The 21,315-nt window shown below is 68.0% G+C and carries 25 protein-coding genes and 1 pseudogene; 6 read left to right on the top strand and 20 right to left on the bottom strand.

Annotated features, from left to right (window positions below):
- Nucleotides 1-83, bottom strand: a pseudogene (locus tag ACWDTP_RS26880) (hypothetical protein); the annotation flags it as partial.
- A 2-nt stretch (nt 84-85) separates the two neighbouring features.
- Nucleotides 86-886: an HAD family hydrolase gene (locus ACWDTP_RS26875; RefSeq protein WP_450025474.1), complete on the bottom strand. Its 801-nt coding sequence runs from the start codon at nt 884-886 to the stop codon at nt 86-88.
- 104 nt (nt 887-990) lie between these two features.
- On the opposite strand from ACWDTP_RS26875, the gene ACWDTP_RS26870 reads away from it, so the two are divergent.
- Together ACWDTP_RS26870 and ACWDTP_RS26865 are read left to right on the top strand one after the other, a co-directional pair.
- On the top strand, nt 991-1,653 hold the full coding sequence (locus ACWDTP_RS26870) for a response regulator (RefSeq protein ID WP_450025472.1): 663 nt from the start codon (nt 991-993) through the stop codon (nt 1,651-1,653).
- A gap of 5 nt (nt 1,654-1,658) precedes the next feature.
- Nucleotides 1,659-2,846: a GAF domain-containing sensor histidine kinase gene (locus ACWDTP_RS26865; protein WP_450025476.1), complete on the top strand. Its 1,188-nt coding sequence runs from the start codon at nt 1,659-1,661 to the stop codon at nt 2,844-2,846.
- Between the two features lie 14 nt (nt 2,847-2,860).
- On the opposite strand, the gene ACWDTP_RS26860 is transcribed toward ACWDTP_RS26865, so the two are convergent.
- Nucleotides 2,861-3,436: a TetR/AcrR family transcriptional regulator gene (locus ACWDTP_RS26860; RefSeq protein WP_450025470.1), complete on the bottom strand. Its 576-nt coding sequence runs from the start codon at nt 3,434-3,436 to the stop codon at nt 2,861-2,863.
- An 84-nt stretch (nt 3,437-3,520) separates the two neighbouring features.
- Between ACWDTP_RS26860 and ACWDTP_RS26855 the strand changes: the two genes are divergently transcribed.
- Nucleotides 3,521-3,919 carry a nitroreductase family deazaflavin-dependent oxidoreductase gene (locus ACWDTP_RS26855; RefSeq protein ID WP_450025468.1) on the top strand — a complete coding sequence of 133 codons (399 nt, stop codon included), beginning with the start codon at nt 3,521-3,523 and terminating at the stop codon, nt 3,917-3,919.
- Here the strand turns inward: ACWDTP_RS26855 and ACWDTP_RS26850 are convergent.
- The 12 genes from ACWDTP_RS26850 to ACWDTP_RS26795 form a co-directional block, all read right to left on the bottom strand.
- Nucleotides 3,916-4,335 carry a hypothetical protein gene (locus tag ACWDTP_RS26850; protein ID WP_450025466.1) on the bottom strand — a complete coding sequence of 140 codons (420 nt, stop codon included), beginning with the start codon at nt 4,333-4,335 and terminating at the stop codon, nt 3,916-3,918. The two genes, ACWDTP_RS26855 and ACWDTP_RS26850, sit on opposite strands and share 4 nt — an antisense overlap.
- Nucleotides 4,336-4,371: 36 nt before the next feature.
- A complete protein-coding gene (locus ACWDTP_RS26845; RefSeq protein ID WP_450025465.1) occupies nt 4,372-4,875 on the bottom strand; it encodes a MarR family transcriptional regulator in 504 nt (167 codons plus the stop codon).
- A gap of 39 nt (nt 4,876-4,914) precedes the next feature.
- Nucleotides 4,915-5,952, bottom strand: a complete 1,038-nt coding sequence (locus ACWDTP_RS26840; protein ID WP_450025463.1) for a pyridoxal phosphate-dependent aminotransferase — start codon at nt 5,950-5,952, stop codon at nt 4,915-4,917.
- Nucleotides 5,952-6,977: a 3-oxoacyl-ACP synthase III family protein gene (locus ACWDTP_RS26835; protein WP_450025462.1), complete on the bottom strand. Its 1,026-nt coding sequence runs from the start codon at nt 6,975-6,977 to the stop codon at nt 5,952-5,954. Before ACWDTP_RS26835 ends, ACWDTP_RS26840 begins: the two co-directional genes overlap by 1 nt.
- A 7-nt stretch (nt 6,978-6,984) precedes the next feature.
- Entirely contained in the window at nt 6,985-7,665 is a 681-nt protein-coding gene (locus tag ACWDTP_RS26830) for an SRPBCC family protein (RefSeq protein ID WP_450025460.1), read from the bottom strand.
- Nucleotides 7,646-9,379, bottom strand: coding sequence for a thiamine pyrophosphate-binding protein (locus tag ACWDTP_RS26825; RefSeq protein ID WP_450025458.1), 1,734 nt, complete (start codon nt 9,377-9,379; stop codon nt 7,646-7,648). The genes ACWDTP_RS26830 and ACWDTP_RS26825 overlap by 20 nt, the downstream gene beginning before the upstream one ends.
- 241 nt (nt 9,380-9,620) lie before the next feature.
- On the bottom strand, nt 9,621-10,379 hold the full coding sequence (locus ACWDTP_RS26820; protein ID WP_450025456.1) for an ABC transporter ATP-binding protein: 759 nt from the start codon (nt 10,377-10,379) through the stop codon (nt 9,621-9,623).
- Nucleotides 10,376-11,335 carry an ABC transporter substrate-binding protein gene (locus ACWDTP_RS26815; protein WP_450025454.1) on the bottom strand — a complete coding sequence of 320 codons (960 nt, stop codon included), beginning with the start codon at nt 11,333-11,335 and terminating at the stop codon, nt 10,376-10,378. The genes ACWDTP_RS26820 and ACWDTP_RS26815 overlap by 4 nt, the downstream gene beginning before the upstream one ends.
- Before the next feature lie 41 nt (nt 11,336-11,376).
- Nucleotides 11,377-12,228, bottom strand: coding sequence for an ABC transporter permease (locus ACWDTP_RS26810; RefSeq protein WP_450025452.1), 852 nt, complete (start codon nt 12,226-12,228; stop codon nt 11,377-11,379).
- A complete protein-coding gene (locus tag ACWDTP_RS26805) occupies nt 12,225-13,040 on the bottom strand; it encodes a sulfurtransferase (protein WP_450025450.1) in 816 nt (271 codons plus the stop codon). The genes ACWDTP_RS26810 and ACWDTP_RS26805 overlap by 4 nt, the downstream gene beginning before the upstream one ends.
- Entirely contained in the window at nt 13,037-14,395 is a 1,359-nt protein-coding gene (locus tag ACWDTP_RS26800; protein ID WP_450025448.1) for an NtaA/DmoA family FMN-dependent monooxygenase, read from the bottom strand. The genes ACWDTP_RS26805 and ACWDTP_RS26800 overlap by 4 nt, the downstream gene beginning before the upstream one ends.
- A 134-nt stretch (nt 14,396-14,529) precedes the next feature.
- Nucleotides 14,530-14,682 carry a hypothetical protein gene (locus tag ACWDTP_RS26795; RefSeq protein WP_450025446.1) on the bottom strand — a complete coding sequence of 51 codons (153 nt, stop codon included), beginning with the start codon at nt 14,680-14,682 and terminating at the stop codon, nt 14,530-14,532.
- Nucleotides 14,683-14,756: 74 nt separating this feature from the next.
- Between ACWDTP_RS26795 and ACWDTP_RS26790 the strand changes: the two genes are divergently transcribed.
- Complete coding sequence (locus tag ACWDTP_RS26790) at nt 14,757-15,428, top strand: GntR family transcriptional regulator (RefSeq protein ID WP_450025444.1); 672 nt, start codon at nt 14,757-14,759, stop codon at nt 15,426-15,428.
- An 88-nt stretch (nt 15,429-15,516) separates the two neighbouring features.
- Here ACWDTP_RS26790 and ACWDTP_RS26785 read toward each other — a convergent pair whose 3' ends face one another.
- The 5 genes from ACWDTP_RS26785 to secY all read right to left on the bottom strand — a co-directional run bounded on the left by ACWDTP_RS26785 (nt 15,517) and on the right by secY (nt 19,650).
- On the bottom strand, nt 15,517-16,251 hold the full coding sequence (locus ACWDTP_RS26785) for an anti-sigma factor family protein (RefSeq protein WP_450025442.1): 735 nt from the start codon (nt 16,249-16,251) through the stop codon (nt 15,517-15,519).
- Nucleotides 16,248-16,847 carry a sigma-70 family RNA polymerase sigma factor gene (locus ACWDTP_RS26780; RefSeq protein ID WP_450025440.1) on the bottom strand — a complete coding sequence of 200 codons (600 nt, stop codon included), beginning with the start codon at nt 16,845-16,847 and terminating at the stop codon, nt 16,248-16,250. Before ACWDTP_RS26780 ends, ACWDTP_RS26785 begins: the two co-directional genes overlap by 4 nt.
- A 115-nt stretch (nt 16,848-16,962) precedes the next feature.
- The gene (map, locus tag ACWDTP_RS26775) at nt 16,963-17,760 is read right to left on the bottom strand and encodes a type I methionyl aminopeptidase (protein ID WP_450025438.1); all 798 of its coding nucleotides are present in this window, start codon (nt 17,758-17,760) and stop codon (nt 16,963-16,965) included.
- Between the two features lie 22 nt (nt 17,761-17,782).
- Nucleotides 17,783-18,328, bottom strand: coding sequence for an adenylate kinase (locus ACWDTP_RS26770; protein WP_450025436.1), 546 nt, complete (start codon nt 18,326-18,328; stop codon nt 17,783-17,785).
- Entirely contained in the window at nt 18,325-19,650 is a 1,326-nt protein-coding gene (secY, locus tag ACWDTP_RS26765; RefSeq protein WP_450025434.1) for a preprotein translocase subunit SecY, read from the bottom strand. The genes ACWDTP_RS26770 and secY overlap by 4 nt, the downstream gene beginning before the upstream one ends.
- 277 nt (nt 19,651-19,927) lie before the next feature.
- Here secY and ACWDTP_RS26760 point away from each other — a divergent pair, with 277 nt between their 5' ends.
- Together ACWDTP_RS26760 and ACWDTP_RS26755 are read left to right on the top strand one after the other, a co-directional pair.
- Nucleotides 19,928-20,842, top strand: a complete 915-nt coding sequence (locus ACWDTP_RS26760) for a class I SAM-dependent methyltransferase (RefSeq protein WP_450025432.1) — start codon at nt 19,928-19,930, stop codon at nt 20,840-20,842.
- A gap of 5 nt (nt 20,843-20,847) precedes the next feature.
- On the top strand, nt 20,848-21,315 hold a 468-nt coding region (locus tag ACWDTP_RS26755; RefSeq protein WP_450025430.1), incomplete at its 3' end, for a class I SAM-dependent methyltransferase.

The following is a 21,315-nucleotide window of genomic DNA, read 5'->3' as shown; positions in this document are numbered from 1 at the left end:
TGTTTGAGCGCGCTGACCTTGTCCACCGTGCACTGCCGGGTCGGCAGGCTCACCGCGAGCGGCCGGTTCACCTGGGCACCGGAAGCTACGCGGCTGACGCGCTGTGCTGCGCCCACCACTGGGCGTGCAACCGCTGCAGGGCGGCCATCCGCAGTGCGTCGGCGCCGTCGTAGTCGGCGCGAACCGCCACCGCCGAGCGAGCGCCGACCTGGCCCGAGTCCGGGCCGATGAGCACGGTGGCCAGCCCGGCCGCGTTGGCGGCCCGCAGCCCGGCCGCCGAGCCGGTGACGGCGAGCGCATCGTGCGGCGCAACGCCGAGTTCGGCCAGGGCGTGATGGCAGGCGGCCTGCGGGGTGCCCGCATCCTCACCGGTGACGACGGACTCCACCAGGCCGTCACCCACGAGTTGCCGCACCAGCGGCTCCACCCAGCGGCGCCGGCCGTCAGAGACGACGCAGACCGGGATGCCGTCGCGGAACGCATCCGTCATGAGGTCGGCGAGCCCGGCCCGTGGGGACAGGCCGGCGTCGAGGATCATCTCGTCGAACATCAGGTTCTTGGTCGCGCAGATCTCGTCGGCGAGCAGTTCGGTGAGCACATCGCACTCCGGGCCGACACAGCGTTTACGCAGTTCGGCGGCGACCCGCTGGCGTTCGTCCCGCAGCGCCAGCAGCTGCCGGTAGCGCGCGACGCTCCAGCGGATGGGCAGGCCGTGCGCGGCGAAGGCGGCGTTGAAGACCACCCGATGCCCGTCGACGTCTAGGTCGGACAGCGCGTCGAGGTCGAAGATCACCGCACGTAACGGATGTGAACCGAGGTCAGCCTGCCGCGAACAGTCCCACCAGAACCGACCGGCACGCCACGTTTTCTCCTGAGTTGAGGGCACCTCATGAGGGTGTCCCACGTCACATGCGCTCCGCGTCCCCCGTAAGGGGGATTGGGCAGGCGAAGTTCCGCTGCCCAGCCCGGCGGCACCTTTAAGGTGATGCCATGGCGCCCTCCAGCCCGGTGCGCCTTGTGCTGGTCGATGACCACGAGATGGTGATCGAAGGTCTCAAGGCCATGCTTGCCGCCTTCGAAAAGCGCGTCGTGGTGGTCGGACAGGCCGTCGGCGCCGAGCGCGCGCTGCATGTGGTCGCCGACCTCGACCCCGACATCGTGCTGTGCGATGTGCGGATGCAGGGCTTCAGCGGCCTTGACCTGTGCCGGTCGCTGCGCGAGCGCGACCCGGACCGCAAGGTGGTGATGCTGTCGGTCTACGACGATGAGCAGTACCTGTTCCAGGCGCTGCGGGTGGGCGCGTCCGGATACCTGCTCAAGAGCATCGGCAGCGACGAGTTGGTGCGTCAGATCGAATTCGCCCATGGCGGCGCGACTGCGATCGATCCCGGCATGGCCGCGCGGGCCGCCGACACCGCGGCCCGGCTGCAGCGCGATGAGTTCTGGCCCGGCGCCCGGCAGGGGCTGACCCAGCGGGAGAGCGAGATCCTGTCCTTCGTGGTGGCCGGGCTGTCCAACCGTGGCATCGCCAACAAGCTGGTCATCGGCGAGGAGACGGTCAAGACCCATTTGCGGTCCATCTACCGCAAACTGGGGGTGAGCGACCGGGCCGGCGCGGTCGCCACCTCACTGCGGGAAGGCATCTATCAGTGAAGCCCGTGCACGATCTCGTCGACACCAGCAGCGAGCTGGCGCTGCTGCGCGAGCTCATCCAGGCCGCGTCCAGCGGTCCCGGGGTCGAGCCACTGGCCGCCGCGGCCGCCCGGATGATCACCGCGGCCACCGCCACCGATGTGTGCTTCGTGCACGTGCTCGACGATTCGGACCGCTCGCTGACCCTGGCCGGGGCCACTCCCCCGTTCGACAGTGAGGTGGGCAAGATCCGGCTGCCGCTCGGCCAGGGCATCTCCGGCTGGGTGGCCAGCCACCGCGAGCCGGTGGTGATCGGTCACGACAAGGAGTCCGATCCCCGGTACATGCCGTTCGAGACGCTGCGCGGCAAGGATTTCACCTCGATGGTGTCGGTGCCGATGCAGACCGATCCGGGCGGGTTGGTCGGTGTGCTCAACGTGCACACCGTGACCCGCCGCGCCTTCACCGCGCGCGATGTCGAACTGCTTTTGGTGATCGGCAGACTGATCGCGGGTGCCATGCACCAGGCCCGGCTGCACCGGCAGTTGGTGGCCCGGGAGCGGGCCCACGAGAATTTCGTCGAGCAGGTGATCGAGGCACAGGAGCTCGAGCGCCGCAGGCTGGCCGCCGACATCCACGACGGCATCTCGCAGCGGCTGGTGACGCTGTCCTACCGGCTGGACGCGGCGGCCCGCGCCGTCGACGATCCTCGCGCGGTGGCCGAACAGCTGGACAAGGCCCGGGAGTTGGCCGACCTGACGCTGCAGGAGGCCCGCGCCGCGATCAGCGGGCTGCGCCCGCCGGTGCTCGACGACCTGGGCCTGTCCGGCGGGCTGGCCAGCCTGGCCCGCTCGATCCCCCGCGTCGATCTCGAGGTCGATCTCGCCGAGACCCGGGTGCCCGATCACATCGAGCTGGCGCTGTACCGCATCGCGCAGGAGTGCCTGCAGAACGTCGTCAAACATGCCGATGCCGAGCACGCCCGGCTCACCTTCACGGTCGCCGACGGCGCGGCCCGGCTCGAAATCATCGACGACGGAAAGGGTTTCGACACCTTCGAGCATCCGCTCGGCAGCGACGAGATGAGCGGCTACGGGCTGCTGTCGATGGCCGAGCGGGCCGAGATCGTTGGCGGCAGGCTCAACATCCGGTCCCGCCCGGGCGCGGGTACCGCGGTCACGGCGACCATCCCGCTGCCGACCGTGATGGAGTAGGCGTCGAACCCGGCTCAACCCAGGTGCATCCGCACCACGGGAACCGCCTGGGCGACGAGGGTGTCCATCGGCTGCGAGGCCAGCGGCTCGATCCGCAGGATGTGGCGCAGGTAGGCGATACCGAGCAGCTGGGCCATCGCCATGTCGACCCGCAACTCGGCATCCGCACCGTCGAGTCGCCCGGCGATCTGCGGGTAGAGCCGCACCTCGATGAACTGCCGTACCAGTGCCGCGGATTCGTCATGGGTGGCCGCGCCGCGCAGGATCGCCAGCAGCGGGGCGCGGGTGTCGGGCTGCTCCCACAGCTCGAAGAATGCCGTGGTCAGGCGTTCGGCGAGGCCCCCGCGATCGCCGTGGGCGATCCGCTCGCCGAGCCGCTCGGGGTCGAACGGCCATCCCACCGTGGCCCGGAACAGGTCGGCTTTGCTGCCGAAGTAGTGCCGGATCATCGCCGGATCGACACCGGCCGCGGCCGCGATATCGCGCACCGATGTCTTGTCGAATCCGGCCTCGCCGAACATCCGGCGCGCGGTCGCCAGCAGCAGGTCGCGGGTGCCGGCGTGGCCCGGCCGTCGTCCGAGTGGGGGCATGGTGCCGAAATTCTACAGCCGTTGACTTTCCGCTTCCGGCGGCGCTACGCTCGAAGCCTTAATTCCACGAGTGAGGAGTTTCCAATGCCGGCTCCACGCTGGGTCGCCCGGGCCAACCGGGTCGGCCTCAACCGGCTCACCCAGTTCATCGCCCCGTGGGCGCCGGGCTGGGCGGTCGTCATCCACAAGGGCCGCAAATCCGGCCGCACCTTCCGCACCCCGCTGTGGGCCTTCAAGCGTCCCGGCGGATTCGTCATCGCCCTGACCTACGGCTCGCAGGCCGACTGGGTGCGCAACGTGCTCGCTGAGGGCGGCTGCGAGCTGGAGACCCGACGCCACCACTATCGGGTCACCGCACCCAGCGTCTACCACGACGAAACCGCTGCGGGCATGCCGGTATTCATCCGTTTCATGCTGCGCCGGGTGATCAAGGCACCGGAGTTCCTCAGCGTGCAACGGGCCGATCAACCGGGCACCGCTTAGCCGCCGAGTTTGCCACCCAGGTCGGGGCACTCATATTTGATCGCCACGTCGACGATCACCAGGAGCGCATCGGACGGCAGCCGGCTGCCCAGCTGGGTCAGCACGTCGGCCACATCCTGCTTCGAATGGTTGAAGTTGCTCTGCCCCATGATGCAGGCCATCATCAGCTGGCTGGCGATCGCGTCGTCCGAACCCTTGATCCCCGCGGCCCGCACCTCGGCGTACGCCTCCGGCGGCAGCCCCGCCGTGCCACGCGGGGCCGAAGGCGAGGCAGGCGCCCTGGTGGTCGTCGACGGGGTCTCGCCCGGATACGGAATCAGGTCGTCCGGCGCCGTGGCGACCCCCGACGTCGTGGTGCTGCACGCGGCCACCAAACCTGCCGCAGCCAACACCAATCCCATCCGTTCGGCCCTCATCACTCGAGCCTAACCCCGCCGCACCGGCCGCCCCGTTCAGAAGTCGCCGGAGTTGCGTCGCAATGTCTCGATCGAGGAGACCAGCGCCCGGGATTCCGCATCGGACATGCCGACCTCGGCGAACACCTGCTCGTTGAGCGTCACGGTGGCGTCCTCGACGGTGGACCGGCCCAACTCGGTGATCCGCACCAGCGTGGTGCGGCCGTCGGTCGGGTGCGGGATCCGCTCGACCAGCCCGTTGGCCTCCAACCGCCGGATGGCGTGGGTGACGCTGGTGACGTGCACCTGCAGCCGGTCCGAGGCCTTGGTGATCGGCAGCGCACCGGCCCGGGTGAAGGCCAGCAGCCGCAGCAACTCGAACCGGGAGAAGCTCAGATCATAGGGACGCAGCGCCGTCTCGACCCGCGCCAACAGGATCTGGTGGGCCCGCATCACCGACGTCACCGCGACCATGCCGTTCGCGACGTCACCCCAACCCGCGCTCTCCCAGTTCGCGCGCGCCAACGCGATCGGGTCACGCTTGTCAGCCGGGGATGCCACGCCTCTTCATACCGCATACCCGTACCGACGTGCCGGAACTCAGCGCATTGTGCGTGACGTGGTGGCCCGCAGCACCGCACGGGTGGACCGCCGCGACCCGACGGTGATCCGTACACCGCCGTCCGAGTAGTGGCGCACCTGCAGGCCCGTGCCGTCGAACACCGCACGCCAGGGTGTGTCCACGGCGGGCAGGTACACGAAGTTGGCGTGTGCATCGGTGTTGTAGACACCCATCGCCCGCAGCCGCACCTGTAGATAGTGCCGTTCCGAGGCGATCAACCGAATCCGTTGACGCAGCTGGGTTTCGGCGTCGTAGGAGGCCGCGACCGCGACCAGCGCGGTGAGCCCGATCCCGAACGGCAACTGCATCGTCCAGAGCTGGCGGGCGAGTTCGGGGGCACAGAACCCGAATCCGATCCGCAGGCCGGCAAGACCGTACGCCTTCGAAAAGGTGCGCACCACCACGACATTGGCGAACCGTTCGACCAGGCGTGGAGCTTCTATCCGCTGGTCGTCGGCCAGAAATTCGACGTATGCCTCGTCCAGCAGCACCACGGTGTCCTCGGGCAACCGGGCCAGGAACGCCTCGATCTCGGCTGCGGACTCGATGGTGCCGGTCGGGTTGTGCGGCCGGCACACCACCACCACCCTGGCCCGTGCCCCGGCTTCGGCCATCGCGTCGAGGTCGTGATGGCCGTGCACGTCGAGCGGAACCGTCACCGCCCGCAGCCGCGCCATCTGCGCGAAGATCGGATAACCGTCGAATGTGGGCGCCGCCATCACCACGGTGCCGCCGGGGCGGGTGACCGCGTGCAGCACCTGCATGATGACGCCGGTGGCACCGACCCCGACGATGACCTGGTCCTCGCCCACCCCGATATGGTCGGCGATCAGCGAGCGCAGCCGCTCGGGCAGGAACTCCGGATACCGGTTGAGCGCATCGCTGGACGCATTCAACGCCGACCGCACCGCGGGCAGCGGCGGGTAGGGGCATTCGTTGAGCGACAACGCCATCGGGTTGGATCCCAACGGCAGTGCGCCGACCGCCTCGTAGAGCGCACCGCGGGGCGCGGACATCACCGCCGCCCACCCCACCGGACGGCCGCGGCTCCGGCGAAGTCCCCGGCGTGGGCGAAGGCCGCCATCAGCACGGTGTCGCCGGCCTTGACCCGGCCCGCCCGCACGGCCCGGTCCAGGTTGACCGGGATACCCGCGGCGAACAGGTTCCCGCACTCGTCGAAGGTGTCGACGTGGCGTTCGGCGGGCAGTTCGAGGGCCTCACGCCAGTTGCGCAGGAACACCCGGTTCGGCTGGTTGGTCACCAGCAGGTCGACATCCTTGGGCTGGATACCGATCCGGTCGCACACCGCGTAGGACACCTCGGGGACCTGGCGGTTGCCGCGAGCCAGCACCTTGGTGATCTTGCTCTCGGTGAACCCGATGCAGCCCTCCCCCGGCCCGGCCTGCCACCATTTCCTGGGTGGGTCGACGGAGATGGTCATATCGCCCGCGTACTCGCCGTAGGTGCGGCACTCCACATCGAGGATCGGCGAGTCGTCCGAGAGTGTCACCAGCCCCACCGCGGCGCCATCGCCCGGCACCGACGATTGCGCCTTACGCCGGATGGTCTCCTGGTCGAAGATCTGCCCGGCGGCGTTCTGCGCCACCGCGATCAGCGCGCTGCGGCCCTCCCCGCCGGCCAGCAGTCTGCGGGCCAGTTTGAGCCCGAGCACGAAGGCGGCACACCCGCCGTTGTGCAGGTCGATCACCCAGCCCGGTTTCATCCCCAGGCGGTGCGCCATGGCCCCACCACCGCCGTAGAACGGCATATCGGGCAGCTGGGTGTGGGTGATCAGCACGTCGGCACCGGTGACGGCGTCCTGGCCGTGACGTTCCATCAGGCCAGCCGCCGCGCGTTCGACCATGTCGACGGCGGTCTCGTCGGGTGCCACGTGATGGCGGAACCTCGGCGCCCGGAACATCAGATTGTCGCGTAGCTCGTCGGATCCGGCGAACTGCGCGTAGTAATCGGCGCCGAGCGGATCTCCTGGCAGATAGGTCGAGACGTCGAGCAGGCTGACGCTGGTCGTTTGGTCGTTCATCCGAGACTCATTTCATCCAGGCCGGGGTGAGCGGCAGGCCGTTGCGGTGCCGGTATTCGGCGATCGCCTTGAGGTTGTGCAGTTCCAGCAGGTGGCCGGGTCCGAACATGTCCCAGAAATCGCCCACCCACACCGGCCGTCCCGGCGGCGCGGTTTCCGGATACGGGTTCTGGTCGTAGAACGGGTGGTGGCAATTGGTCCACAGCACAACCGATCCCGGTTTGTCGAAGACCACCTGGGCGTCGACGACGCGCATCAGGTAGATCATCCAGAGATGCTTGCCCTGATCCCACGCGCAGTGGTAGTCGACGGTCATGGCGTCGCGGTTGGCGACCGTGCGGGTGTAGATCTCACTGCCCGGCCCGGTCGGCCCGGCCCCGAGCCGGTCGTGGGCGACCCACAGTTCCGGCTCCTCGGTGGGGACGAATCCGCGCAAGCTGTATGTCCATTCCTCCAGGCTGCGGGTGTCGGCCAGGTAGTCGAAGAGTTCATCGGGCGGGCAGTCGACGTAATCGTTGACCGTGCAGTATTCGCCGAACACCTGATCGTGCGGGTACACCGACCGCATCATCTCCATGATGATCGGGGTGGCCTTCTCCTTGGGTGAGGTCTCGATCCGGATGACGCCGTCGATCGGGGCGGTCGACCCTCGGTGGGTGGTGATGTCTTCAAGCGCGGGCAGTGACATGGGCTGTGCTCTCCTCCGTGATGGTCTTGGTTGATATTCCGAGAAATCCTGTGAACGGCGGTATTTCGTCCGCCGAGCATTCGACGGCGAGCACCGACGGCCCATCGGTGTGCAGCGTCTCGCGCAGCGCCTCCGGCAGCCGGCCGATATCGTCGACGTCGATCGCGGTCAGGCCGGGGATCATCGCTGCCAGGCCCGCGCCCAGGCGACTCGGGCCGAACCGGTTGTAGCTGTAGCCGCCGCCGTAGAACAACTGCTCGCGGGTGACGCACATGGCATGTGCGTGGTTGTCGAAGAGCAGGAACGTGATGGGCAGCCGGTACTGGACGGCGGTGTGAATTTCCATGCCGTGCATGAAGAACGAGCCGTCCCCGGCGATCACCACGGTACGCCTGCCCGCTCCGGTGAGCCCGCGGTGAAAGGTCATCCCGATGCCGGCACCGAAGCTGTATCCCATGCCGCCCATGCCGAGGGCGACGATGAACCGGCCGTCACGACGCACCGGCAGATAGTGGATGGCCGACGCGCCGATGTTGCCCGCGTCGACGACGACGTCGGTCCCGTCCGGCAGCACGCGGTCGAGGACGTCCATGGCGGCTCGGTAGCGGATGCCGGGACCTTCGTGGACGGGAGGCTGTAACTCGTTGTGCGGCACGGTGTCCAGCACTCGCACTCGCGCGGGCCTGCCGTCCCCGGACAGCGCCTGGGCCAGCAGCTTGAGTGAGCCGCGCAGATCGCCGGTGTGGATATGGGTGCTCGGCGGATACGGCGGCGCCGACCCGAGCGAGAATGTCGGAACCGAATCGAACACCGCGTCCAGGCCGGCACGCGCCGTCACCGTCATCCGGGTGCCGACGAGCAGACACAGTGCGCTGTCTGCGGCGGCACGGGCCACACCCGGATGTCCCATCACCCCCGACACGCCAAGCGCCGATGACGACCCGAGACCCGGGATGCCCGCCACGTCCTTGGCGTCGGGGACGGTGACCACCCGGGCCCGCAAGGTGGCGCGCAGCCTTTCCAGCTCGACCCGGGCGTCGTCCCTGGCCACCTGCTCACCGGCGAAGACGGTGATCGGCCCGTCCGCCTCACGCAGCGCCCGGGCCAGCACCCGTAAGTCGGCGGGGGTGGTGGCGAGCGAGATGCCGTTGGGCCGGTGGTGGTCGATCGCTTCTGCGGTGTCGCCCACCTGGGCCTGTTGGATGTCCTTGGGCAGCAGCAGCACCGCCGGGCCGCCGGTGTGGGCGGCCGCGACGGCCTCGGGCAGCGCGGTGTGGATGTCGCGCGGCGTGGTCAGCCTGCGGCAGTAGACCGACACCGCCGAGAACAGGGCGTGCCCGTCGAGCGCACCATTGGCACCGCTGGTGTCCTGGAACGCACCCCGGCCGTCCTGAGCGGTCGGCGCCTGCCCGATCAGGGCCAGCACCGGGACCCGGCTGGCCAGTGACTCCCCCAGGCCGGGAACCGTGTTCAGGCATCCGCCACCGGAGGTCGCCGCCACCACCCCGAGGCCGCCGCCGCTGCGGCTGTAACCGTCCGCCATTGCCGCAGCGGAGAATTCATGCTTCGCCAGTACCGCGGTGATGTCGTCGCGGAAATGTGCGGCGTCGTACAGATCCTCGATGTTGGCTCCGTCGACCCCGAAGATGTGCGAGATCCCGCTCGTCGCCAAATAGCCGACGATGTGGTCGACCACCCTGTGCCCTCTGGCCATATGTCACCTACTCCCGTCCTCTGCCCAATGACACGACCCGCGAGTAGGGTCGGTTCACCGCGCAGGCGGGTTTGTGGAGACTCGAAGCGATACCCCAGCAAACTGTCAGGCATCGAGATCGCGGACGCGGACGTCCGCACGTCCCCGGGCAGGGCGGTTGATCAGCACGGACCAACCTCAGAGCGGGTGACTACATCCGTTGTCGGGCGGCGGTCACCGGGCGGCGGTCACCGGGCGACCGTCATGCCACACCGAGAGTGTCGGACACCGCGTCGTACAGGTCGTGGTACTCACGGGTGAATCGCAGCTCGCGGGGATCGCGCGGACGCTGCAACGACACGTCGAACTCCTCGACGATCCGACCGGGCCCCGGCGACATCACCACGACCCGGTCAGCGAGCAGCAGCGCCTCGTCGACGTCGTGGGTGACAAAGATCACCGTGGTCCGCAGCTCTTCCCAGAGCCGAAGGAAGTCCGACCCGATCTCTCTGCGGGTCAACGCATCCAACGGTCCGAAGGGTTCGTCCATGAGGAAGACCGTGGGATCAGCGGCCAGCGTCCGGGCCAGCGCCACTCGTTTACGCATACCGCCCGACAGCTGGCGTGGCGGGTACTCGGCGAAATCGGCCAGCCCCACCCGGTCGAGCAGCGCCGACACGCGGCGGTCCTGCTCGGCCCGCGGATGGTCGGCGATCTGCAGCGGCAGCCGCACATTCTCATGCGCCGACCGCCACGGGAGCAGCGCGTCGTTCTGGAACAGCATGCCCACCCCGACCGGTGGCGATGTCACGACCTCGCCGCCGAGGCGAACCTCACCGTCGGTCGGCGGCACGAGACCCGCCGCCGCTTTCAGCAAGGTCGACTTTCCGCAGCCGCTCGGGCCGACCAATGCGACGAACTGGCCGGAGTCCACCGTCAGATCGACCTCGTCGAGGGCGAGCCGACGGCCACCGTGAGCGCGATAGGCGATTCTGACGCCGTCGAATTGGACGGCGGTCACGGCGAACTCAGCAGACTGAAGTCGAACGCCTCAGCGAACGGTGGCGCCGTACCGGGCTCGAGCTGTCCGACCTGCTGCAGAAGGTCGATGGTGTCCTGGTACACGGCGGCATCCACAACCAGGCCTGCGGGCGCCTGTTCCAGGGTGCTCTTCAGGACCGACTCGAGCACCGCCCGATCCAGCTCCGGCGCTTGTTTCCTGGCCGCGTCAAGACTGCCGAACGGGTCGGCGTCGCCGCGGTCACGGGTCGCATCGATACCGTTGACGAACTCCGCGAGCACGTCCCGATTCTGTTGTGCCCAGGACTCCTTGGCGATGACGGTCAGCGCGATGTAGCGGAACTTCGGCTGCCACACCACCCGGAACCGGCCCGATTGCACCATCGTCGCCAGCAGCGGATCGGTCACCATCCCGGCGGCCGCACCGCCCTTCTCGATGGTCGCCTGCATCGTCGCACCGGTTCCGCTTCCGACGACGCGAAGTCCCTTGTAGTCGACGCCGGACTCCTCGGCGGCACGCTGCAGTTCGGTATCGGACAAACTGCCGGGCGCGGTGACGGCCACCGACTTGCCCGCCAGATCGGACACCTTCCGAATATCCGAGGACGCCGCCGTGACCAGTGAGTACGGCGGGACCTGGCTCGTCACGGCGTACCCCTTGACGTCCAGGTTCTTGATGCGATTGCGCACGATGTGCTCGCCGGCGCCGACGAAGGCGTCGATGCTGCCGCCGCTGAGGGCCTGCACCGCATCCGACCCGCTGTCGAAGCACACCTTTTCGGCCTTGGTGTCGCCGAGCTGCCCTTCGTCGATGGCCAGCGCGGCCAAACTGAGCCCACCACAGACGATTCCGACCTTCAAACCGTCGGCCTGCGATGATCCGCTCGAACAGCCGGTCAAAGTGAGTGCGGCGACGAGCACGGAGCTCGCGATGGCCTTGACGGGCATGGGGGTCATGGGGGTTGTCTCCCTGTCGATGGGGGTCGATGAATCGGGTGTCAGCGGGGGGCGACGCGACGTTCCAGCCTCTTCAAGAGGTAGTCGAGCAGGATGGCCACCGCGGTGATGACGGCGAGGCCGGCGAACACCCCTGTGACGTCGAGAAGATTCGACGAGTACTTGATGTAATAGCCGAGTCCCTCACTGGCGGCGATCAATTCGGCGATCACGGCACCGATCAGGGCGATACCGATCGAGAGCCGGAGACCGGTGATCAGCCACGGCACCAGCGAGGGGGCGACGATGAAGCGCAGGGTCTGCCAGCGGGTCGCCCGAAGCGATCTGGCGACGTCGAGGAGATCACGGTCGATCTGCTGGACACCCTGGTACACGTTGTAGAACACCACGAATACCACCATGGTCACGACCATGGTCACCTTCGATACCAACCCGACGCCGAACCAGATGATGAACAACGGTGCCAGCACGACCCGGGGCAGGCTGTAGAGCGCCATCATGTAGGGCAACAGCCAACCGCCCAGCAGCACCGAGGTGCCCAGTGCGATGCCGAGCACCGCGCCGAGCGGCACACCGATCGACATCCCGAGTGCCACCTCGACGAGCGTCTGGGTCAGGTGCGGCCACAGTTCGCCGGTGTGCACGAGCTCGACGAGGCGCTGCGTGATGGCCAGCGGTGACGAGATGTAGAAGAACGGAAAGATGCGGTCCGACGACAGCTGCCAGGCCGCGATCACGAAAACGGCGATCGCGATGCGCCCGCCGACGATGACGAGTTTGCGCCTTCGCGCCTCCCGCAGATCCCTGCGGGCCAGGTGCTCGGCGGCCCCGTCCACCGGCGCGGGCACGTTTGGCGCACTCGGGCGTCGTTCCCGGCTGAAGGCGCGGCTCACGACGCACCGCCCGGATCGACCGACTTCCCGGCCACCGGCCTGGCCGGATCGGCGCTCCATGCCGAGAACGAGCCCACATAGAGCGGCGCGGCGATGCCGAGGTGCGATAACACCGCCACCCCGTGGGCGGCCGCGACGCCGCCGCCGCAGTACAGCCCGGGGGCGTCGGCAGTGTCGTCGACCCCGTAGAACGCCCGCAGCGTATCGGGATCCAGCAGGGTGCCGTCCGTCGCCACGGTTTCTTTCGAGCTGAGGTTGCGGGCGCCCGGGATGTGGCCGGCCTCGAAGGCGTCGACGGTGCGCGCGTCGAGGAGTCGCCCGTCGGCGGCCATGGCCGCGGCGCGCTCGGCGTCGAGTTGGCCGAGATGCCCACCCGATACCGTGACGTCGCCCTCGCTCAGCTGACCTGCCAGTTCCCCGGTCGGATGACCGGCCGAAACCCACGCGGGCAAGCCGCCGTCGAGGATGGTGACGTCAGCGATGCCCGCCCACCGCAGGACCCACCATGCGCGGGCGGCGACGAAGCTGCCGTCGTGGTCGTAGACGACGACGGCGGTGTCATTGTTCACTCCCCACCGTCGCAGCGTGGCCTGCAGCGTGGCGATGTCGGGCAACGGGCGCTTGCCTTCGATGGCGGGAGCGTCGTCCCTGGACAGGTCGGTGGTGAGGAAGGCGGGCACCGCACCGGGCAGGTGCGTGTCGGGGCCCGGTTCGGTGGTCTCGCGCCGAACCTCGATCAGGCGCAACGTGTTTGACGCATCGTCCAGGCGACGGGCCACCTCGTCGGCGGCGCTGAAGACTCGCCGGGTCATGACACCACCGCCGATGCGTTGAACTGGCTGGCCGGCCGGGCCAGGCCCAGATGGTCGCGCAGCGTCGTGCCGGTGTATTCGCGACGGTGCAGGCCACGGCGCTGCAGCTCCGGAACGACGAGGTCGACGAATCGTTCGATGTTGTGGGGCACCCTGGGCGGGAAGATCATGAATCCGTCGGCCGCGCCGGTGGTGAACCACTCCTCGAGCGTGTCGGCGACTCGGGTCGGTGAGCCGACGACCTCCTTGAACATCGAGCCGCGGACCACGGCGGCCGTCACCTCGGACAACGTCAGGTCGTCATGGCCGTAGAGGTCGGTGGCCGCGGTGAGCACGTCGCGCGCATCGGCCGACAGCGCGGCCGGGTCGACGACCTCACCGATGCGGGCGTCGGCCGGGTGATCCGACAGGTCGACACCGAGGGCTTGCGACAGCCGTGCCCGTCCGGCGGGGCCCGTCTGCAGCAGGTGTTGCAGCTCCGAATACTGCTCGCGCGCAGCAGCATCGGTGTCCTCGACGTATACCGCGACACCGGGGACGATGAGCTGGTCGTCCGGGCCGCGGCCGTATGTCGACAACCTAGACTTGAGATCGGCGTAGTACGCGCGCGCCCCGTCCAGTCCCAGCGTGGAGGAGTTGGTGAAGCGCAGGTCGGAGAACTGTGCTCCGAGTTCGCGCGACCGTTCCGAGGCGCCCGCGTTGATGATCGGCAGCCGGCCCTGTACCGGCCGTTCGATGTTGAGCGGCCCGTCCACGGTGAAGAACTCGCCCTGGTAGCCGATCTGGTGTACCCGGTTCGGGTCGACGAACTGACCGGTCGCGGCATCCGCTACCCGAGCTCCGTCTTCCCAACTGTCCCAGAGCAATTGGAGCACCTGAATGTACTCTGCCGCCCAGTCGTAGCGACGGTCGTTGTCCCAGTGCTGGTCTCGGCCGAAGTTACGGGCGGCTTCGACGTTCTTGCCGGTGACGATGTTGAGCCCGACCCGGCCCGCGCTGAGATGGTCGATCGTGGCTGTCGCGCGGGCGACGTTGTAAGGGTCGGAGTAGGTGGTGTTCACGGTGGTGATCAGGCCGATATGGGTCGTCACCGCGGCGATGTGTGATGCGAGCGTCAACGCCTCCGGGCGCAGCACCTCGTTGGGGTTGGCGAACTGGGATTGGGTGAGCCCCACCAGCCGGTCACCGATGAAGAAGAAGTCGAATATCCCGCGTTCAGCTGTCCTGGCGGCATCTCTGAGCAGCGTCGGGTTCGAGTTGCCGTCCGGTTGTGAGCCGGGAAGCCGCCACGCGGCCGGATGGAAGCCGGTGGGCCAGATCGTGAGGCCGAGGTGCATGCGGCGGTCGCTGGTCATGGGACGGATCACCTTTCGCCCGGTCGGGGCAGGTCGGAGGTCGCCGCACCGCCGCCGCGGTACGCGAGGCAGGCGGGGACGACAACGAGAACAAGGAAAGTGAGGGTGGTGCCGAGAGTTTCGCGAGGTGCGCGTCAGCGGCTACAGAGACAGCTGTTGACCAGGAGAAGGTCGACGTAGCGGCGGCGAACCAGGCTGGAGGCGTCGGCGAACACGCGCCGCGGCGACTGCACACGCACGTGGCGGGAACCGCTCGACAGAGCGGCCTGCTGCAGCCATCGGTTCACGTACACGAGCGTATACGCTAGATTTCCATACCGTCAACTCGTGTGACGCACAGCGGAAGGAGCTTCGAACTGCCATGAGCAGCAACGTGTTCACCGGTGGATCCCGAGCTGACGTGCACTATCTCAAGGTCAAACAGGACCTTCTGGACGGACGATTCGAGCCCGGCACGGTGCTGCTGGAGACCACCCTCGGCCAGCTCTACGGCGTATCTCGCACCCCCATGCGCGAGGCACTGGCGCGCCTGGCGCACGACCGGTTGATCGACCGCACCGAGCGCGGATACGTGGTGCGCGAGCGTTCGGCCGAGGAAATCCAGGCGATCTATGAGGCGCGTATCCCGTTGGAAGCCGCCGCCGCCGAGCTGGCCGCCCAGCGGCGCAGCGCGATCGATCTGGACCGGCTCGACTATCTGCTGGCGATGCGTCGGGACGAAACCGACCACACCCGGCACCCGGACCTGAACGCCGACTTCCACGTGGCCCTGCGGGATGCGGCCCGCAGCGTCGTGATCGCCTCGTCACTCGGACAGTTCGACGACATGCTGACCGATTACCGCCCCGACCGGTCGCCATCGGCGAACACCGAGCGGGGCTACCGCGAGCATCTGGCGATCATGGAGGCCATCCGCGAGGGCGACACCGAGGCCGCCGGCCGGTCGATGACCAGCCATCTCGAGCGCATGCGGGATATGCGCATCGCGGCGCACGTACGCCGGACGGCGGCGCAGTCACGACCGCAGCGCTGATTTTCTCCGCCGAGCAGACACTGCGGTACCCCGAAATGGCCGATCCGGGGTACCGCGGTGTCTGCTCGCGGGCGTTGTGCGGCAGCAGTCACATCTTGCGTTCGAGCAGCACCTTCCCGTCGGGCGACGAAACCATCTGTACCGCAGCGATTTCCGCCTTCGGCAGCTGGGTGTTGGCGCTGGGCAGTGCGGTCGCACCGGACAGTCCGAGCCAGGTCGCGACCTCCTCACGACTGCCGTCGCGGCCGACGACGACCATGCCCAGGTTCTGCGGCGGGGCATCGCGCTGCCCCCAGTCCCCGTAGGTGCATGCCATGTCGATGCGGGTGCCCCAGCTGTAGCTGGACAACGCGATGCTGGCGTTGATCGGCGTCTTGGACACCTTGGTCATCTCCAGCATCTGCGCGGACTGCTGCTCGGTGCCGCGTTGCATGCCGATGATCTCGGGCCGGATCGCCACCACGGTCCCGAGGGCCAGCACCGCGGCCGCCAGACCGACCGCCGCGGTGGTCACCCACCGCGACCGGCGCCTGCGCCGGTCGACCCGGTCCATCACCGACTGCAGCACCTCGGGCCGCAACGGCGGCTCAGGTTGTTCGTCGTCCAGCGCGACGACATCGTCCAGGTCGAGCATGGCCAGCAGGGCGGGCATACCGCTGAGTTCGGCGACGGCCGCGCGGCACCGCTCACAGCCCGCCAGATGGGCCTCGTATTCCCGTCGCTCGCCGCTGGTCAGCGAGCCGAGCACATAGGCGGCGTCCCAGGTCTGGTAACGGTCCGCATCGACCGGGCCGGTGCCGTGGGGTTCGTCGAAGCGCGTCATCGTGTCACCCCCATTTCCTGCAAACCGAGCCGTAAGGCGCGCACCGCATAGTGCAATCTCGATTTCACGGTGCCCTCGGGTATCTGGAGATCGGTCGCGATCTGCGTGGTGCTCCACCCCTGGTAATAGGCGCGGCGGATCACCGCGCGATGTTCTTCGGAGAGTTGGCTGAGTGCGGTGCTCAGCAGTAGCCGGTCCAACGCGGTATCCACCTGGTCAGGGGCGGCATGGTCAGCCACCTGTTCTGGGTCCGAAACACCGGTTTCATTGCGGAACCGGGCGCTCCGGCGCTCATCGATGATCATGTTCCGTGCCACGGTGAAAAGCCAGGCCCTGGCCGAACGCTCGGGATCGGATCCGGAGTCGGGAACCGCGCGAAGACCATCGGACGGATGAGCGCTCGCGCGAAGACCATCGGACGGATGAGCGACAGGATAGAGACCGTCCGGCCGGTGCCGCCACGCCCGCAGCAACGTCTCCTGCACCACATCCTCGGCTCTGGCCCGGTCGCCGGTCAGCCGCAGCGCGTACCGCCACAGTGCTCCGGCGTGCTCGTCGTAGAGTGCCCGCATCATGGCGGCCTCCGGATCATCCATTCCCAACCTCCGTCTGTGACACGACGTCGGGAGCGACCCAGTTCATTAGAGTCTTTGCGCGGACGCCCCGCACGGGGGTTCGGGCGATTACCGGACGGCGATTTGCCGGCGGATCTCAGCGGGTCAGGATCCGGGGCCCGTCGTCGGTGACGGCGACGGTGTGCTCCCAGTGCGCGGCACGGGTGCCGTCGGCGGTGACGACGGTCCACTCGTCGTCGAGCACGACGGTCTCCGCGGTGCCCAGGGTCAGCATCGGTTCGATGGCCAGGACCGAACCCGGCGCCAGATAGGGCCCGCGGCCGGGGGCACCCTCGTTGGGCAGGAACGGGTCCATGTGCATCTGCCTGCCGATGCCGTGCCCGCCGTATCCCGCGACGATCCCGTACCTGCGGTCGTGGCGGGCCTCGGCGGCATGGGTCTCGACCTCGATGGCGTGCGACACGTCGGTGAGCCGGTTGCCCGGAATCATCGCGGCGATCCCGGCCTCCATGGCTGCCTTCGTGGCCGCCGACAGCGCCTCGTCGGCGTCGATCAGCGCGCCGACACCGAACGTGACGGCGGAGTCACCGTGCCAGCCGTCGACGATGGCCCCGCAGTCGATGGACACCAGATCCCCGGCCGCCAGCAGCTCATCGGCCGCCGGAATACCGTGCACCACACGCGCATTCACCGAGGAGCAAATGCTGGCCGGGAAGCCGTGGTAGCCCAGGAACGACGGAGTCCCGCCGCCGTCGCGGATGACGGATTCGGCGATGCCGTCGAGTTCGAGCGTCGAGACCCCCGGTTTGGCGGCCGACCGCACCGCCTGCAGCGCGGCGGCGACCAATGCACCCGCCACCGCCATCGCGTCCAGTTCGCCCGCGCTGCGCTGCGCGACGACCTTGCGTTTGCGCAGTCCCGGAATAGTGATCACCGGTGCGGATCCGGTCGCCGGATCACCGACCCAGGGCCTGCAGCGCCCGGGCGAACACCTCGTCGAGGGTGCCCACCGCGTCCACGGTCTTCACATCGTCGCCGTAGTACTGCAGCAACGGCTCGGTCTCGTCGCGGTACACCTTCATCCGGTTGTGGATCACCTCGTCGGTGTCGTCGGCGCGGCCACGTCCCTTGAGCCGGGTCAGCAACTCGTCCTCGGACACCGCGAACTCCACCACCGCGTCCAGCTTGGTGTCGCGGGCGGCGAGCATGTCGCGCAGCGCCTCGGCCTGCGCGACCGAACGGGGGTAGCCGTCGAGGATGAAACCGGCGGCCGCATCGTCCTGATCGATACGGTCCTCGACCAGGCGATTGGTCAGCTCTGCGGGTACCAGGTCACCCGCATCGAGGTAACGCTTGGCCTCCAGGCCCAGCGGGGTTCCGTCGCCGATGTTCTTGCGGAACAGGTCACCGGTGGAGATTTGCGGGATGCCGAGCTTCTCGGACAACTTCTCTGCCTGCGTGCCTTTGCCCGCGCCCGGCGGTCCGAGCAGAACGACTCTCACTTCAGGAACCCTTCGTAGTTACGTTGCATGAGCTGGCTCTCGATCTGTTTGACGGTATCCAACCCGACACCAATCATGATGAGAACCGCAGTTCCGCCGAACGGCAGATTCTGGACGGAGCCGGAGTTACCGATCTCCAGGAACAGGTTCGGCAGGACGGCGATCACACCGAGGTAGATCGAACCGGGCAGGGTGATCCGGCTCAGCACGTAACGCAGATAGTCGGCGGTCGGCTTACCCGGCCGGATGCCCGGGATGAAGCCGCCGAACTTCTTCATCTCGTCGGCACGCTCATCGGGGTTGAAGGTGATCGACACGTAGAAGTACGTGAAGAACACGATCAGGCCGAAGTAGATGGCGATATAGGTCGGGCTGGCCGGATTCGTCAGATAGTTCGCGACGAACTTGTCCCACCAGCTGTTGCCCGGGTTGGCGCTACCGCTCTGGATCAACTGCGTGATCAGGTGCGGGATGTAGATCAGCGACGACGCGAAGATGACCGGGATGACGCCGGCCTGGTTGACCTTGAGCGGCAGATAGGTCGAGGTGCCGCCGTACATCTTGCGGCCCACCATGCGTTTGGCGTACTGGACCGGGATGCGGCGCTGCCCCTGCTCGACGAACACCACGCCGACGATGATGACCAGGGCCGCCACGCAGACCGCGGTGAACACCAGGCCGCCGCGGCTCTCCAGGATGGTCTGCCCCTCGGACGGGATGCGGGCGGCGATACCGGCGAAGATCAGCAGCGACATGCCGTTGCCGATGCCGCGCTCGGTCACCAGCTCGCCCATCCACATCACCAGGGCGGCGCCGGCGGTCATGACCAGCACGATCACGATCAGGCCGAAGATCGAGCTGTCCTGGATGATGTCGAGATCGCAGCCCTGCAGCAGCCCGCCGTTGGCGGCCAGCGCCACGATGCTGGTGGCCTGCAGGATGGCCAGCGCGATGGACAGATAACGCGTGTACTGCGTCATCTTGGCCTGGCCGGCCTGGCCCTCCTTGCGCAGCTGCTCGAACCGCGGGATCACCACGGTCAACAGCTGGACGATGATGCTCGCGGTGATGTAGGGCATCACGCCCACCGCGAACACCGTCAGCTGCAGCAACGCGCCACCGGAGAACAGGTTGATCAACGAGTAGATCTGTGCCGAGTCCCCGCCGCTCACCTGCTCGATGCACTTCTGCACGTTGGGGTAGTTCACCCCGGGGGACGGGATCGATGCGCCGACGCGGTACAGGACGACCAGGCCCAAGGTGAACAGGATCTTGCGTCTGAGGTCGGCCGTCCGCAGCGATGAGATGAAAGCCGAAAGCACTCTTCCTCCTGCGCAGCCGACCTCTCAGCGCGGCGTGCCAAATGGGGCTGGTGGGTCCAGCGTCAATGGTCAGTCGATGTCTCAGTCTGTGCGGCAGTCCGGCGGCGCGCAGCCTGCGAACTCAGCCGTCAAACAGTCTACGAGAGTAACAGTTGCGTCCGGGTTGGCCCGCATCGCTAAGGCCGGATCGCTTGCTAAGCCTGCCTTCAGTTTCGGAGCGTACAGTCGGCGCCAGCTCGTTACACCACCTAACTAACACGGATCAAAAGGGGATTACATGGCGCGGACCGCAGACGACACGTGGGACCTGGCGTCCAGCGTGGGAGCCACCGCGACGATGGTCGCGGCAGCACGTGCACTCGCCACCAACGCGGCCGATCCGGTGATCGACGATCCGTTCGCCGCGCCACTGGTGCGCGCCGTCGGCGTCGACTTCTTCACCAAGCTGGCCGACGGGGGATTCGACATCGAGCAACTCGACGACGAGTCCGCGACGGGGCTGACCCGGTTTGCCAACGGGATGGCCGCCCGCACCCGGTTCTTCGACGACTTTTTTCTCGACTCCGCGCGCGCCGGGATCCGGCAGGCGGTGATCCTGGCCGCCGGGCTCGACGCCCGCGCCTACCGGCTGCCCTGGCCGGACGGCACCGTGCTCTTCGAGATCGACCAGCCCGAGGTGATCGAATTCAAGACCAAGGCGCTGGCCGACCTGGGTGCCGCTCCCACCACCGATCGCCGTGCGGTCGCCATCGACCTGCGCTACGACTGGCCCGCCGAACTGGCCAAGGCCGGATTCGACCCGGCCAAGCCGACCGCATGGATCGCCGAGGGACTGTTCGGCTACCTGCCGCCGGAGGCGCAGGACCGGCTGCTCGACCAGATCACCGAGCTGAGCGCTCCGGGGAGCCGCATCGGGGCCGAGGGTGTTCCCGCCACCGAGGCCAAGGACCAGGACCAGATCCGGGCCCGCATGCAGGACTTCAGCGACCGCTGGAAGGCGCACGGCTTCGACCTCGACTTCGCCGAACTGGTGTTCCTGGGTGACCGCGCCGATGTGACCACCTATCTGCAGGGCCACGACTGGCGCACCGCCAGCGTCAGCAGCAACGAGCTGCTGATCCGCACGGGCCTGCCGCCGGTCGAGGACGACGACCAGATGGTGTCGGTGGTCTACATCAGCGCCGAGCGGTGACGGCGGTGGCCAGATCCGACAGCGACACCTGGGATCTTGCCTCCAGCGTGGGGGCGACGGCCACCATGGTCGCCGCCGCCCGCGCGCTGGCCAGCGCCGAACCGAGACCCCTGATCGACGATCCGTACGCGGCGGCGCTGGTCCGCGCGGTAGGTGTGGAATTTCTCACCCGGCTGGTCGACGGCCAGGTCACCCTCGACGTTGAGGACGCCGCGGCCGCCGAGCAGATGACCTCGGTGATGGCCGTGCGGACCCGGTTCTTCGACGATTTCTTTCTCGCCTCCGCCGAAGCCGGGATCCGGCAGGCGGTGATCCTGGCCTCCGGACTCGATGCCCGCGCCTACCGGCTGGCCTGGCCGGTGGGCACCGTGGTCTACGAGATCGACCAGCCCCAGGTGCTCGGCGCCAAATCGGCGACCATGAGCGAGATCGGCGCCGCGCCGACCGCGGAGCGCCGCACCGTGGCCATCGAT

The organism is Mycobacterium sp. NPDC003449, from assembly GCF_053588415.1.
Note: the sequence above shows the minus strand (reverse complement) of the source record. Positions and strands in the feature narration are given on the sequence as shown.